The 13,431-nt window shown below is 70.7% G+C and carries 12 protein-coding genes; 10 read left to right on the forward strand and 2 right to left on the reverse strand.

What is annotated here, in order from left to right:
* Position 1: 1 nt before the first annotated feature.
* From JOD27_RS37630 to JOD27_RS37655, 5 genes are read left to right on the forward strand one after another with little or no spacing between them, the layout of a single operon-like run.
* Positions 2-1,213, forward strand: coding sequence for an MFS transporter (locus tag JOD27_RS37630; RefSeq protein WP_204767133.1), 1,212 nt, complete (start codon positions 2-4; stop codon positions 1,211-1,213).
* Between the two features lie 9 nt (positions 1,214-1,222).
* Entirely contained in the window at positions 1,223-3,019 is a 1,797-nt protein-coding gene (locus tag JOD27_RS37640; protein ID WP_239570816.1) for a GNAT family N-acetyltransferase, read from the forward strand.
* The gene (locus JOD27_RS37645; protein ID WP_204767134.1) at positions 3,016-4,017 is read left to right on the forward strand and encodes a 3-oxoacyl-ACP synthase III family protein; all 1,002 of its coding nucleotides are present in this window, start codon (positions 3,016-3,018) and stop codon (positions 4,015-4,017) included. The genes JOD27_RS37640 and JOD27_RS37645 overlap by 4 nt, the downstream gene beginning before the upstream one ends.
* 2 nt (positions 4,018-4,019) lie before the next feature.
* On the forward strand, positions 4,020-5,690 hold the full coding sequence (locus JOD27_RS37650) for an HAD-IIIC family phosphatase (protein ID WP_204767135.1): 1,671 nt from the start codon (positions 4,020-4,022) through the stop codon (positions 5,688-5,690).
* Positions 5,683-5,928 (forward strand): acyl carrier protein, encoded by a 246-nt coding sequence (locus tag JOD27_RS37655; RefSeq protein ID WP_204767136.1) that lies wholly within the window; start codon positions 5,683-5,685, stop codon positions 5,926-5,928. The genes JOD27_RS37650 and JOD27_RS37655 overlap by 8 nt, the downstream gene beginning before the upstream one ends.
* Here JOD27_RS37655 and JOD27_RS37660 read toward each other — a convergent pair.
* Positions 5,915-6,058, reverse strand: coding sequence for a hypothetical protein (locus tag JOD27_RS37660; protein WP_204767137.1), 144 nt, complete (start codon positions 6,056-6,058; stop codon positions 5,915-5,917). The two genes, JOD27_RS37655 and JOD27_RS37660, sit on opposite strands and share 14 nt — an antisense overlap.
* Before the next feature lie 150 nt (positions 6,059-6,208).
* On the opposite strand from JOD27_RS37660, the gene JOD27_RS37665 reads away from it, so the two are divergent.
* Positions 6,209-9,310: an AfsR/SARP family transcriptional regulator gene (locus JOD27_RS37665; protein ID WP_204767138.1), complete on the forward strand. Its 3,102-nt coding sequence runs from the start codon at positions 6,209-6,211 to the stop codon at positions 9,308-9,310.
* Positions 9,311-9,323: 13 nt separating this feature from the next.
* Here the strand turns inward: JOD27_RS37665 and JOD27_RS37670 are convergent, their stop codons facing one another.
* Positions 9,324-9,746 carry a hypothetical protein gene (locus tag JOD27_RS37670; RefSeq protein WP_204767139.1) on the reverse strand — a complete coding sequence of 141 codons (423 nt, stop codon included), beginning with the start codon at positions 9,744-9,746 and terminating at the stop codon, positions 9,324-9,326.
* A gap of 141 nt (positions 9,747-9,887) precedes the next feature.
* Between JOD27_RS37670 and JOD27_RS37675 the strand changes: the two genes are divergently transcribed.
* The 4 genes from JOD27_RS37675 (at position 9,888) to JOD27_RS46980 (ending at position 13,398) form a co-directional block, all read left to right on the forward strand.
* Positions 9,888-10,754, forward strand: a complete 867-nt coding sequence (locus JOD27_RS37675; protein ID WP_204767140.1) for a DUF4394 domain-containing protein — start codon at positions 9,888-9,890, stop codon at positions 10,752-10,754.
* 82 nt (positions 10,755-10,836) lie between these two features.
* On the forward strand, positions 10,837-11,700 hold the full coding sequence (locus JOD27_RS37680) for a DUF4394 domain-containing protein (RefSeq protein WP_204767141.1): 864 nt from the start codon (positions 10,837-10,839) through the stop codon (positions 11,698-11,700).
* Between the two features lie 77 nt (positions 11,701-11,777).
* Positions 11,778-12,212, forward strand: a complete 435-nt coding sequence (locus JOD27_RS37685) for a GNAT family N-acetyltransferase (RefSeq protein ID WP_307830562.1) — start codon at positions 11,778-11,780, stop codon at positions 12,210-12,212.
* Between the two features lie 19 nt (positions 12,213-12,231).
* Positions 12,232-13,398, forward strand: coding sequence for a glycosyltransferase (locus JOD27_RS46980; protein ID WP_204767142.1), 1,167 nt, complete (start codon positions 12,232-12,234; stop codon positions 13,396-13,398).
* Positions 13,399-13,431: the final 33 nt, after the last annotated feature.

Here is a 13,431-nt window from a genome sequence, read left to right on the forward strand (position 1 = left end):
CGTGACGCGGGCGAACCCCGAGGTGTCCGTGCGCGGAGTCTTCCTGCCGCTGCGGCACGCCGAGTTCCGGTGGCTGGTCGGTGGTCAGATGCTGTCCACGTTCGGCGACATGCTGCTCGTCGTGGCACTGCCGTTCGTGGTGCTGCGACACGGCGACGCGGCCGACCTCACCGTGATGCTCACCGCACTGGGGATCGCCCGCATGGCAGGGTCCCCGCTCGGCGGGTGGCTCGCCGACCGCTGGCAGCCGCGCACGGTCATGCTCGGCACCGACGTGGCCCGTGCGGCCGTGCTGGCCGCGCTCGCGGTGATGGTCGCGGGGGAGAGGTTCGAGCTGCTGCACTTCGGGATCGGAGTGGTGTTGCTCGGCGCGCTGGACGGCGTGTTCCTGCCCGCGTACTGGGCGGTGCTGCCCGCGCTGGTCGAGGAGGACGAGCTCGCGGCCGGCAACGCGATCGGAGAAGGGCTGCTGGTGTTCACCGTCATGGTGGGCACGTTCGTCGGCGGGCTCGCGAGCGCGGTGCTCAGCCCGACGGCCGTGCTCACCATCGACGCGGCCACGTTCGCCTTCTCCGCCTGCGCGCTGTTGTTCCTCCGGTCACGGCCGGGAGTGCGCACGGAGGAGGGCAACGGCGGGTTCTGGGCGTTCGTCAGGGGATCACGGCTGTTCCTGTCGATCACGCTGATCGCGGGCGTGCTGCACCTCGCGTCGGCGGGCACGTTGAACGTCGCCCTGCCGGTGCTGGTGGACGAGCGGTCGGCCGACGGGCAGCGGGTGTTCGGTGTGCTGCTCGGCGCACAGGGAGCCGGGCTCCTCGTGGGAACCCTGATCGCGGGCCTGCTGTGGGGATTCCGCCGGCGCGGCCTGGCCGCGGTGGCACTGCTGGTCGTCCACGGGGCCGTGCTGATCTTGTTCCCGCAACTGCCCGGTCCGGTCGCGCCGATGGCCGCGATGTTTGTGCTCGGCGTGGTCGCCGGGGTGCTGAGCATTCTCGCCGTGACGATCCTGCAGCAGATCTCGCCACCGGACGTGCGGGGCCGGGTGATGGCGGCGTTCTCCGCCGTGACGCTCGGCGCCTACCCGTTGTCGGCGGTGCTCGTCGGGACGGTGGTGGTCGGTGCGGGAGCGCCTATGGCGTTCCTGGCGAGCGGACTGGGTGTGCTGGTGACGGCGGCGATCGGGTTCGGCCAACGCGCGTTGCGCGAAGCCTGAGGAGTGGTGATGACGTATCCCGAGGTAGATGCACCGCCGTTGCCCGTGCTGCCGCCGCCGTGGAGCGTCCGGGTCCTGACCCCGGACGACGCCGGGCTGGTGGCGGACTGGATGAACACCCCGCACGTGGCCGCCGCGTGGGACCAGGCGTGGCCGCTGCAGAGGTGGGCGGACGAACTGGCGCGGCAGCTCGCGGGCGATCACTCGCTGCCGTGCGTGGCGAGCTACGACGGACGTCCGTTGGCGTACCTGGAGATCTACCGGGTCGTGCGTGATCGGCTCGCCGCGCACTACCCGGCCGGACCGCACGATCTCGGTGTGCACGTGGCGATCGGCGACCCGCAGGACATCGGACGCGGTCTGGGCAGCGCGCTGCTGCGGGCGGTGGCGGACGGTCTGCTGGCCGCCGAACCCGGCTGCTCGCAGATCGTCGCCGAACCGAACGTGCTGAACCCGGCGTCACAGCGGGCTTTCCGCAACGCGGGGTTCCGGTACGCCGGAGAAGTCGTGTTCCCGCACAAGAAGGCGGCACTGCTGATCAGGCCGCGGGCGGAGGAGCGCACCGACGTCGTAGGCATCGGCTTCGGGCCGGCGAACCTGGCGCTCGCGGTAGCCCTCGCCGAGCATCCCGGCGTGACCGCGCGGTTCCTGGAACGCCAGGACGGGTTCGCCTGGCACCGCGACATGCTGCTGGACGGCGCGACCGTGCAGGTGTCGTTCCTCAAGGACCTCGTGACCATGCGCAACCCGACGAGCGAGTACGGGTTCCTGTCCTACCTCGCGGCCAAGGACAGGCTGGTGGAGTTCATCAACCACAAGACGCTGTTCCCGTCGCGCGTCGAGTTCAACGACTACATGTCGTGGGTGGCGAGCCGGTTCGCCGCGCAGGTCGAGTACGGCTCGGAGGTCGTCGGCGTCCGGCCGGTGGCCGGCGCGTCCGGCGTCGACGAGGTGGAGGTCGTCACGAGGCTCGGCCGCCGGGTGCGCTGCCGGGACCTGGTGATCGCGACCGGGTTGCGGCCCGTGCTGCCCGCCGGGATCGAGGCGTCGGACCGGGTGTGGCACAGTGACGAACTGTTGTCACGCCTGGAGAAGGTGGATTCGGAGCCGCGCAGGGTCGTCGTGCTCGGTGCCGGGCAGAGCGCCGCCGAGGTGGTCGAGTACGTGCACCGGCGATATCCGCACGCCGAGGTGTGCGCGGTGTTCGGCCGGTACGGGTACTCACCGGCTGACGACAGCCCGTTCGCGAACGGGGTGTTCGATCCGGCCGCGGTCGACACGTTCTACGGTGCGCCGGACGCGGTCAAGGAACGGGTGCTCGCCTACCACCGCAACACCAACTACTCGGTCGTGGACCTGGAGCTGATCCAGGAGCTGTACCGGCGCGGCTACCAGGAGATGGTGATCGGTGAGCGGCGGCTCAGGGTGCTGAATCTGTCCACTGTGGACCGCGTCGGAACCGGACCGGACGGTGTTCTGCTCGGCGTCGTGTCGCTGGCGACCGGTGAACGTTCGGAGCTGGAGGCGGACTTCCTCGTCTGTGCCACCGGGTATCGCGAGGCGGACGTGTTCGGGATGCTGGGTGAGCTGGGGCGGTACTGCCTGCGGGACGATCACGGACGGCCGTTGGTGGACCGCGACTACCGGGTGCGTACGGTGCCGGAAGTATCCTGTCGCATCTACTTGCAGGGACCGACCGAGCACTCGCACGGCATCAGCTCCGGGCTGTTGTCGACGGTCGCTGTGCGGGCGGGGGAGATCGCCCGGTCCATTGTGGAGCGTGAGCGGGTGGCGGTGCTGTCATGAGCTTCGGCGTGGCCGGGTTCGGTGTGTTTCTGGGCGAACCGCTGTCCGTGGAGGTGGCTGCGGCCGACTACATCACTGACCGGCGACAACTGTCCCGATGGGGGTACCGGGCGTTCCACCGGGCGGACTCGGCCGTCGGGATCACCGATCTGGCCGTGGCGGCGGGACGACGGGCGCTGGACGCCGCCGGTGTTTCCGCGGACGAGGTGGACGTGGTCGTGCTCGCGATCTCCGACATCGCCGAGCACCTGTACTGGGACCCGGCCGCCGCGTGCCAGTACCGGCTCGGCGCACACCGCGCGGAGGCGATCCTCGTCAACCAGGCCTGCGGTGGGGCGGTGACGGCGTTCGACGCCGTCGCCGGGCGGTTCGCGACCCATCCCGAGCACCGGGTCGCGTTGATCATCGGCGCGAACCGGGTGTGCGAGGCGTACGTGAACCGGATGGCGGTCAACACCTGCGTCAACGGCGACGGCGCCGCCGCTGCCGTCGTGCGCCGAGACTTTCCTGGCCGGCGGTGGCTCGTGACCGAGACGCTGACCGACGGCAGGTACGCGGACTACTTCCGGTTGGCCGGCGGCACCGCCCGGCCGTTCGGGGGCGGTGAGCCACCGCGGCTGCGCGACCCGTTCACGCGGCTCGTGGAGTTCTTCGACGGCGACGTGGCGGCGATGGTCGAGTTCGGGCGGATGACCGTGGACCGCACCCGCGAGGTCGTCGAACGGGCGTGCAAGCGGGCCGGGGTTTCCGGGGTGGCGCGGGTCGTGCACCTCAACGACAACGTGACGGCGTTGAGCGACCTGGCGCTCGCGCTGGGGCTGCCGTTGTCCGCCCTGAACGCCGATGTCGCGGCCGCACATGGGCATCTGGGCTGCGCGGATCAGCTCTTGGGGCTGTCGTGGCTGGTCGAGCGCGATCTCGTGGCGGCGGGCGAGGTCGTGGCGCTCACCAGCACGGGCAGCGGAATGCACTGGACCTGCACGTTGATCGAGGTGTGAGGATGACCCGAGTGGCAGTCGTGGCCACGTTCACGGCCGACGGGGTGCTGCCGCTGCTGCGGTCGGCACTGGAACAGGCGGGGATCGAGGCGGAGCTGCACCTGTGCCCGTTCGGCCAGGTCGAGACCGAGCTGACGGCACCGGACTCCGGGCTCGCCCGGTTCGCTCCCGACGTCACGCTGGTGTTGCTGCACGACGGCGCGTTCCTCCCGGCCGCCTGGGATCCGACCCGGCTGGACGGGGTGGAGGACGCCGTCCGCGCGCGGCTGGAGTCGCTGGAGTCGGCGATCGCCGGACGCGGAACGGTGGTGCTGCACACCGTTCCGTTGTCGCGGGTGGAGCAGCGGACCGTCGTGTCGTACCGGGGTCGTGCCGCGCTCGGCCGGTTGTGGCGGCGGCTGAACTCGGCGCTGCTGGAACTGCCGGACCGCCATCCGTCGGTGCACGTGCTCGATCTCGAGGCCGTGCTGGTCGACGAGGCCGGGCCGGTGCGGGACGAGCGGCTGTACCGGTACGCCTCGATGGCCTGGAGTGCCGTGGCTGAGCGGGCTTACGCGAGGGAGGCGGCGGCGTTCTGCCGTGCTGTGGCTGGACGTTCGGCGAAGGTGCTCGTGCTCGACGGCGACAACACGTTGTGGGGCGGTGTTGTGGGCGATGACGGCCTCGCGGGGATCCAGCTGGGGCCGCTCTACCCCGGCAACGCGCACGTCGATCTGCAACGGCGGGCGCTGGCGTTGCGGCGCCAGGGCGTCCTGCTCGCGTTGGCCAGCAAGAACTCTGCGGAGGTCGTCGACGAACTGCTGGCGGAGCATCCCGGCATGGTGCTGCGCCCGACCGACTTCGTGGCGCTGGCGGTGAACTGGCAGCCCAAGGACGGCAATCTGCGTGAGCTGGCGGCCGAGTTGAACGTGGGGCTGGACTCGTTCGTCTTCGCGGACGACAGCAGGTTCGAACGGGAACTGGTGCGCGAGGCCCTGCCGTCGGTCCGGGTGGTGCCGCTGGACGGCGACCCGGCCGGCTTCAGCGACCTCGTGCTCGCGGATGATCACTTCGCCGTGCTGGAGACGACCGAGACCGACAGGTCGCGCACCGACCTGTACCGGGCCCGGCGCGAGCGGAACTCCCTGGCCGCGTTCAGCTCGCCGGAGGAGTACCTGCACGAGTTGCAGCTCGTGGTGGCCGTGCGTGAGGCCACCCGGTACGACCTGCCTCGGCTGGTGCAGTTGTCGTTGCGCACCAACCAGTTCGTGATGGTGCGAGGAGCGCATTCCGAAACCGGGACCCGTGAGTTCGCGGAGTCTCCCGACCGGCTGCTGCTCGCGATCTCCGTGTCCGACCGGTTCGGGGACGAGGGTGTGGTCGGTGGTATCTGGGTCAGCCGCGGCGAGCGGGCGTGGACCGTGGACAACTTCGTGCTCAGCTGCCGGGTTTTCTCGCGCGGGGTCGAGCACACCGCCCTGCAAGCCGTGATGGACCGTGCGATCGCCGCCGGTGCGGAACGGCTGGACGCTGCTTTCGTTGCGTCGGAACGCAACCAGCCCGCCGCGTCCTTCTACCCGTCCGTCGGGTTCGAGGCCCGTGAACCGTCCGGCTACTCGCTGCCGTTGCGTCCACCGCCCGCCGTCCGGCCCGCGTGGGCGACGTTGATCGAGGGGGAGACCGCTGATGTCTGACGTGCTGACCGACCTCGTCCCGCTGGTCGCGGAGGTGTCGCGCACCCGGCCGCACGAGGTCACCGGATCGTCCCGGTTCGAGCAGCTGGCCGAGTGGGGGAGCATGGCCGCGCTGCGGCTGCTCGCGGAGGTCGAGCCGCGCTGGAACGTGCGGCTCGACCTGCGGCGCTACCTGGCCACCGAGACGGTGGCGGAACTGGCTGACGTGATCGCGCAGGAGCGGCTCAGGTCGGCCTGAGGATCCGGAAGCCGAGGTCGGAGGCGGCCCTGCGCGGTCTGCCGACGTGCATCGTGCGCACGCTCGCGGGCGCGTCGCCGTCCCGTGCCGCGGAGACGATCGCCGCTTTGGCGCACCAGCCTGCCGCCAACGGTCACGTCGTCCACCTGCCACTGTGCTCGGTCGACACCGCGATCCGCGCCGAACGCGCGGCTGCCCTGCTTGCGGTTGGCTGCGCGAGTGATGGTCTGAGCGGACCTTGTGAGGTGCCAGTGGGTGAATTACGTTCAGACCAGTGGCAATGAGGTCTGTGCGAATCCAGGTGCTGGGTTCGATGCGGGCGTGGAAAGACGGTGTGGAACTCGAACTCGGCCCACCCGCCCGGCGAGCCGTGCTGGGGTTGCTGGTGCTCGCCGAGGGCGAGACGGTGCCGAGCGGGAACCTCGTCGACGCGCTCTGGGGCGACCGGCCGCCGCGCAGCGCTGTGAACGTCCTGCAGACCCACGTCAAACACCTGCGCCGGTTGCTGGAACCAGGCCGGTCGTCGCGGACGAGCAGCGAGGTCCTGCCCTACGTCAACGGTGGCTACGCCGTGAACCAGGCGGCGGTGACCGTCGACCTGACGGAGTTCCGCCTCCTCGTCGCCGAGGCCAACGAGGCCTATCGCAACGACGACTGGGAGCGTGTCGCCGCCGGTCTGGGGGAGGCACTGGTGTTGTGGCGCGGCCGGCCGGCCGCGGACATCCCGCTGCTCGCGACGCATCCGAAGGTCGTGTCGCTGGTGGCGAAGCACCGCGAGGTGGTCGCCCGCCATGGTGACGCGATGATCGCGATCGGTGCCGCGGCGGAAGTGTTGCCCGAGATGGCGGAGGCCGCCGCCGAACAGCCGCTCGACGAGTCCGCGCAGGCCCGGCTGATCCGCGCGTACCACGCCGCCGGTCACCGCGCCAAGGCGTTCCAGACCTACCACGAGGTGCGGGACCGGCTCGTCGAGGAGCTCGGCATCGACCCCGGGCCGGAACTCCGCGCGGCCCACGCGACGCTGCTCCACGACGACGGCAGGACGGGCACGGCGCAGCCCCGCGCCGTGCCGAGGGTGCCGAGGCAACTCCCGGCGCGGCCGCCCGGCTTCACCGGCCGCACCGCGCAGCTGTCCACATTGGACGAACTGGCGGCGGGAGGCCCCGGCGGTGGGATGACGATCGCGGCGATCTCCGGCACGGCGGGCGTCGGCAAGACGGCTTTGGCCGTGCACTGGGGGCACAGCGCCAGCGATCGGTTCCCGGACGGGCAGCTCTACGCGAACCTGCGCGGGCACACCAGTGCGGGGGCGGCGGCACCGATCGAGGTGCTCGCCCAGTTCCTGTCGGCGCTGGACGTTCCGGCCGAGCGGGTGCCTCTCGACGTGGAGACGGCGTCGGCCATGTTCCGGACGCTGACCACCGACCGGAAGATGCTGGTGCTGCTGGACAACGCCGCGGGCCCGGACCAGGTCCGGCCGCTGCTGCCCGCCGGTTCCGGCTGCCTGGTGGTGGTGACCGGCCGCGATCGCATGACCGGTCTCGTCGCGATGCACGGTGCCCGGCAGATCACGCTCGACGTGCTCAGCCCCGACGACGCCCTGGAGCTGCTCGCCTGCATCCTCGGGCCACGCCGGGTCCGTGCCGAACCCGCTGCGGCAGCGGACTTCGCCAAGCTGTGCGCCTACCTCCCGCTCGCCCTGCGGATCGCGGCCGCCAACCTCTCCGACCGTCCCGGCTACGGGATCGAGGACTACGTGCTGGAACTTCGGGAGGGCAACGTGCTGACCGCTCTCGCGGTGCCGGGCGACGAACAGGCCGCGGTACGAGCGGCGTTCGACCTCTCCTACGCGGCACTGCCTCCCGAGGCACGGCGGCTGTTCCGCCTGCTGAGCCTGATCCCCGGCTTCGACGCGAGTACGGAGGCCATCGCCGCACTCACCGGCACGAACCCCGAACGGTCGCTCGACCGGCTCGCCGGCGCGCATCTCGTCGAACTGCAGGCGCCGGGCCGCTACAGCTTCCACGACCTGCTTCGCCGGTACGCGGCCGAACAGGAGGAGCCCGACCGCGAGGCCGCCCTCCAACGCCTGTACGACTGGTACCTGCACGCGGTGGACGGTGCCGCCCGTCGGCTCTACCCGCACATGCTGCGGCTGCCGGTCCCCGACCTCGACGCCCGGATGCCTTCCGGTGTCACCGGACCAGCGGAGGCCGCGAACTGGCTGGACGCGGAGCGCGGCAACCTCGTCGCGGCGGTCCGGTCGGGCCCGCGGCCCACGGCGTGGCTGATCGCCGACGCACTGCGCGGCTACTTCTGGATGTCCACGCGCAGGGTCGAATGGCAGGCCACCGCGGAGGCGGGTCTGGCCGCGGCCGAGGAGGCGGGCGAACCCCGTGCGCGGGCGACCGCCCGGCTGAGCCTCGCCGACCTGTACTTCCGGCAGGGCCGGTACCGGGAGGCCGTGCGGCACTACACGCACGCCCACCTGCTCGCGCGGCAGGCCGGGTGGGTCGAGGCCCAGGCCGCGGTGCTCGGCAACCTCGGCTGCGTCTACTGGCAGTCCGGCCGGCTCGAAGCCGCCGCGGCCAGGTTCCGCCGCTGCCTGGCGCTGAGCCGCGGCATCGGCCAGCGCGCGGGCGAGGCCGTGGCACTCGGCAACCTCGGCCTCGTCCATTGGGAGATGGGCAGGCTGGCGCAGGCGTCCGAGCACTACACCCAGGCGTTGAACCGGTACCGCGAAATCGGGTCCCGCTACGGCGAGGCGATCAACCTCGGCAATCTCGGCCATGTGCAGCGCCTGCGCGGATTTCCCGGTGCGGCGGCCGAGCTGCTGACGCGGGCACTCGCCCTGCACCGCGAGGGCGGCAACCGCAGCAGTGAGGCCCAGACGCTGAGCAGGCTGGCCGCCACGCACCTCGACCTCGGCCGCGTCGCGGAAGCGCTCGAGAACGCCCGTGCCGGCCTCGTCCTGGCGCAGGACACCGGTGATCCCCGGATCGAGGTGGAGTCGCTCGCCGTGCTCGCCGGTGTGGACCACCGGCTCGGCCACCGGACGGACGCCATCCGTCACTACCGGCAGGCGCTCGATCTCGTGCGCAACACCGGCGACCGTTATCCGGAGATCGAGATCCTGATCGGCCTCGCGACGGTCACCGCGGACGTCGATCATGCGAAGCACGCGCTCGACCTGGCTGAACGCTCCGGTTATCGCGCGTTGCAGGGTCAGGCGATGACCGCTCTCGCCGGAATCCTGCTGGCGTCCGGGAAAGCCCAGGACAGCAGGGACCACGCGCAGACCGCACTCGCCATCCACCGGGAGACCGGCCACCGCACCGCGGAAGCGCTCACACTCGCCGTGCTGGAACGGGCAGGTCGCTGAGCCGCAACTGGGTCTAGTCACCGATTCCCTTGTGCGGCACCGTGCTGCTGCCGTTCGGATGCACGGTGATGACGGCCCACGGGTTCACGCTGCCCGGCCTGCCCCCGGCGTCCTTGCAGGAGAACTCGGACATGTTGAACGCGTTCCAGGCTCCGCTGCCGTCCTGCACGGGCGTCATGGCCTCCTCGGCGCTGCCCACCCACACGCACCACCTGCTGTCCTCCTCGTGCGTGACGTGCGGCGTGATCGTGGTGACCTTCCCGTCCTCCACGCACCAGGAGACGTAGTAGGTGTAGGTCCACTTGCCAGGCTCGGACAGCCGGACCACCTCGGACTTCTTCTCCGGCGTCGGGCAGCTCGCCTCCGCGGCCTGAGCCGTGCTCACCGGCAACCCGGCCAGGAGGACCACCGCACATCCGATGATCGTCGCTTTCATCGTGTTCCCCCTCGCAATCGTAGGCCCCCAATGTGGTGCCTGCACCGGGTTGTCCGCAAGGCATGTCCACGCCGCGTCCAATCGACGTCCAGTCGCACTGAATAGCTTGTCCCGCAGGGCTTTCCTACCGGAGAGGGAATGATGAGGGCGCGAATCGAGAAGGGCCTTGCCGCGGTGGCCGTGGCGTTGTCGGTGGCGGCGGTCGTCGTCAGTGGTGGAGGGAGCAGCGCCGCTGCGCCGTCCGGCCTGCGGGCGTTCGGGATTTCGGCCGACGGCACGCTGATGGCGACGTTCACCACCGATCGGCCGCAGGTGCTGGACTGGGTGCGGACGATCCAGGGCTTCTCCGGCGACACCGCCGCCGTCGGCCTCGACTTCCGGGTCCAGGACGGCCTGCTGTACCTGGTGGGCAACAAGGGCGGCATCTACACGGTCAGCCTCCCGTACCCGCCGCAGTACCCCGACCCGGTGATCAAGAAGGTCTCGCAGCTGACGGTCGGGTTGCAGGGCACGAACTTCGGCGTCGACTTCAACCCGGCGGCCGACCGGCTGCGGGTGATCAGCGACACCGGGCAGAACCTGCGGCACGACCTCAACGCGCACAGCACCGCCGTGGACACGATGCTGACCACCCCGCCGACGACCGGTGCCACCAAGGGCGTCAGCGCCGCGGCCTACACGAACAACGACCTCAACCCGGACACCGCGACCACGTTGTTCGACCTCGGCACGCTGACCGACCAGGTGCTGATCCAGTCACCCGCGAACAACGGGACGCTGGCGCCGACCGGCAGCCTCACCGTGAACGCCGGTCCCAACGCGGGCTTCGACATCTACAGCACACTGAGCAACGGGAAAGCGGTTTCAGCGGACGGCTTCGCCACTCTCTCCGGACCGGACGGCTCCGCGTCGCTGTACAGCGTCAACCTGCTCAACGGGACGGCGACCAGCATCGGCAAGTTCCCGCTGCAGATCACGGACCTCGCGATCTCGCTGACCGGCAGCTGATATTCCCGCCCGCTCGTCCAGTCGACGTCCAGACCTCTCGAATAGCTTGTGCCACAAGGACTTCGGCACAGGGAGTGGGCTGATGAGGGCACGGGTCAAGAAGGGTGCCGCCGCAGTGGCCGTGGCGTTGTCGGTCGTGGCGGCGGCCGTCGTCGGCGGCGGGCAGAGCAGTGTCGCGCAGCCGTCCGGCCTGCGGGCGTTCGGGATCACCGCGGACGGCACGCTGATGGCGACGTTCACCACGAACAAGCCACAAGAGCTGAACTGGGTGAGAGCGATCGGCGGGTTCTCCGGCGACACCGCGGCGATCGGCCTGGACTTCCGGGTCCAGGACGGCCTGCTGTACCTGGTGGGCAACAAGGGCGGCGTCTACACGGTCAAGACCCCGCCGCAGGTCGACGACGTCACCGTCACGAAGGTCTCGCAGCTGACGGTTCCGCTGTACGGCACGAACTTCGGCGTCGACTTCAACCCGGCCCTGGACCGCCTCCGGATCATCAGCGACACGGGCCAGAACCTGCGGCACAACCTCGGCGACAACACCACGACGGAGGACGCGGTCCTGTCCACCCCGCCCGCGCTCGGGCCCACCAGGGGCGTCACGGCCGCGGCCTACACCAACAACGACCTGAACCCCGACACCGCGACCACGTTGTTCGACATCGGCACGGCCACCGACGAGCTGCTCATCCAGTCGCCGGCCAACAACGGCCTGCTCACCGCGGTCGGCAAACTGACCGTCGACGCCGGTGCCAACGCGGGCTTCGACATCTACAGCACGCTGAGCAACGGCAAAGCCGTCACGTCGACCGGATTCGCCACTCTCGTCGCACCGAACGGCACTGCCTCTCTGTACAGCGTCAACCTGCTCAACGGCACTGCCGCCAGTCTCGGCCAGTTCCCGCTGGCCGTCACGGACCTGGCGATCACGCTGACCGGAAGCTGACCACCGTAAAGTGGCCTCTCGGGATACCTTCGAAATGGGTATCCCGAGAGGCCACTTTCTGGTGAACGCTTGCCGGTGTGACCGAACAACACACCATCATCGAGCTCGACGACGAGAACACCGGGCTGGCGTACGAGGCGATGCGTGCACTCCGCCCGCACCTCACCTCCGAGGACGCCTTCGTCTCCGCGGTACGGATCCAGCGCAAGGAGGGCTACCGGCTCATCGCCTCCCTCGACTCCGCCGGTCGGGTGGCCGCGGTGGCGGGATTCCGGCAGATGACGAACCTCTACGCCGGATCGCATCTCTACGTCGACGACGTGAGCACGCTCCCGTCCGCGCGGAAGCAGGGCCACGCGGGCGCCCTGCTCAGGTGGGTCGACGAGGAAGCCCGCCGCCTCGGTTGCGCGGGAGTCCACCTGGACTCGGGGACGCATCGGCACGACGCTCACCGGCTCTACCTGGGTTCCGGCTACGTCATCCCGGCGTTGCACTTCAGCAAGACGTTCTGAGAACGGCAGACTGGCCGGTGTGCGGGTAGCTGTCGTCTCAGGGGGCGATCCGGGCCACGTCGTTCCGGCGATGGCGCTGTGCCTGCGGTTCGCGGAGGCCGGGGACACGCCGGTCCTGCTCACCGGAGGCCGCTGGGTCGACGCCGCCCGCCGGGAGGGGATCGCGGCCTCTCACGTTCCCGGTCTGTCGCTGGCCGATCTGCGCGACGTTCCCGATCTCGGGCAGGCTTTGCACGACCAGGCCGCGGTGCTGGCGAAGGCGCTCACCCCTCAACTGGCCGCTCTCGCACCGGATCTGGTGGTGTGCGACGTCCTCGCGCTGGGGGCGAGCATGGCCGCCGAGCTGCTCGGCGTGCCGTGGGCGCAGCTGTCGCCCCATCCGCTCTACGAGCCGTCTCGGCGGCTGCCTCCGATGGGCAGCGGACTGGCCGCCGGAACGGGCGTGCGCGGCAGGCTGCGCGACGCCGTGCTGCGCGCGATGGCCGCCAGGTCGATTCGTCAGGGCGAGAGGCAACGCGCCGTTGTGCGGCAACGGATCGGCCTGGGCGTACGGGAGACGGGCCCGGTGGCGCGGCTGATCGCGACGTTGCCCGCGCTGGAGGTGCCGCGCCCGGACTGGCCGGCCACTGCTCACGTCGTCGGCCCGCTGTTGTGGGAGGCCAGTCAGGAGCGGATGACCCCACCTCCTGGCACCGCCCCACTGGTGATGATCGCGCCGTCGACGGCGTGGACCGGCGCCGCCGACATGGCCGGGATGACGCTGGAGGCGTTGCGGGGCCTGGGAGTGCGGGCCGTGGTGTCGACGTTCGCCCCGGCACCGGCGGTCCTGCCGGAGTGGGCCCGGTCGGGGCCGGGCAGGCAGGACGAGCTGCTGCGCGAGTCGTCCGTGCTGGTCTGCGGTGGCGGCCACGGGATGCTGGCCAAGGCGTTGCGGGCGAAGGTGCCCGTCGTGGTGGTGCCGGGCGGCGGCGACCAGTGGGAGATGGCCAACCGGGTGGCGCGGCAGGGGAGCGGGCTGATCGTCCGCCCGTCCACAGTGGACGGGCTGCGAACGGCGGTAGGGCGGGTGTTGGACGAACCGGGTTTCGCTGCCGCCGCGGCCAGGGCGGCGGCGACCGCGGCCGAGGTGCGCGACCCCGTCGAGGTGTGCCGCGCGGCCCGGCTGCCGGAAGGAACGGGGAGATGAGCAAGGAGTTCGGCGCCGTCTCCGCGAGGTGTG

The organism is Lentzea nigeriaca (assembly GCF_016907955.1).
GTDB classification, from domain to species: Bacteria; Actinomycetota; Actinomycetes; order Mycobacteriales; family Pseudonocardiaceae; genus Lentzea; species Lentzea nigeriaca.

Excerpts from the sequence above, each read along its gene's own strand:
- JOD27_RS37655 (WP_204767136.1), top strand. The coding sequence starts at position 5,683 with ATGTCTGACGTGCTGACCGACCTCGTCCCGCTGGTCGCGGAGGTGTCG.
- JOD27_RS37640 (WP_239570816.1), top strand. The coding sequence starts at position 1,223 with ATGACGTATCCCGAGGTAGATGCACCGCCGTTGCCCGTGCTGCCGCCG.
- JOD27_RS37665 (WP_204767138.1), top strand. The coding sequence starts at position 6,209 with ATGAGGTCTGTGCGAATCCAGGTGCTGGGTTCGATGCGGGCGTGGAAA.
- JOD27_RS37675 (WP_204767140.1), top strand. The coding sequence starts at position 9,888 with ATGAGGGCGCGAATCGAGAAGGGCCTTGCCGCGGTGGCCGTGGCGTTG.
- JOD27_RS37680 (WP_204767141.1), top strand. The coding sequence starts at position 10,837 with ATGAGGGCACGGGTCAAGAAGGGTGCCGCCGCAGTGGCCGTGGCGTTG.
- JOD27_RS37645 (WP_204767134.1), top strand. The coding sequence starts at position 3,016 with ATGAGCTTCGGCGTGGCCGGGTTCGGTGTGTTTCTGGGCGAACCGCTG.
- JOD27_RS37670 (WP_204767139.1), bottom strand. The coding sequence starts at position 9,746 with ATGAAAGCGACGATCATCGGATGTGCGGTGGTCCTCCTGGCCGGGTTG.
- JOD27_RS37650 (WP_204767135.1), top strand. The coding sequence starts at position 4,020 with ATGACCCGAGTGGCAGTCGTGGCCACGTTCACGGCCGACGGGGTGCTG.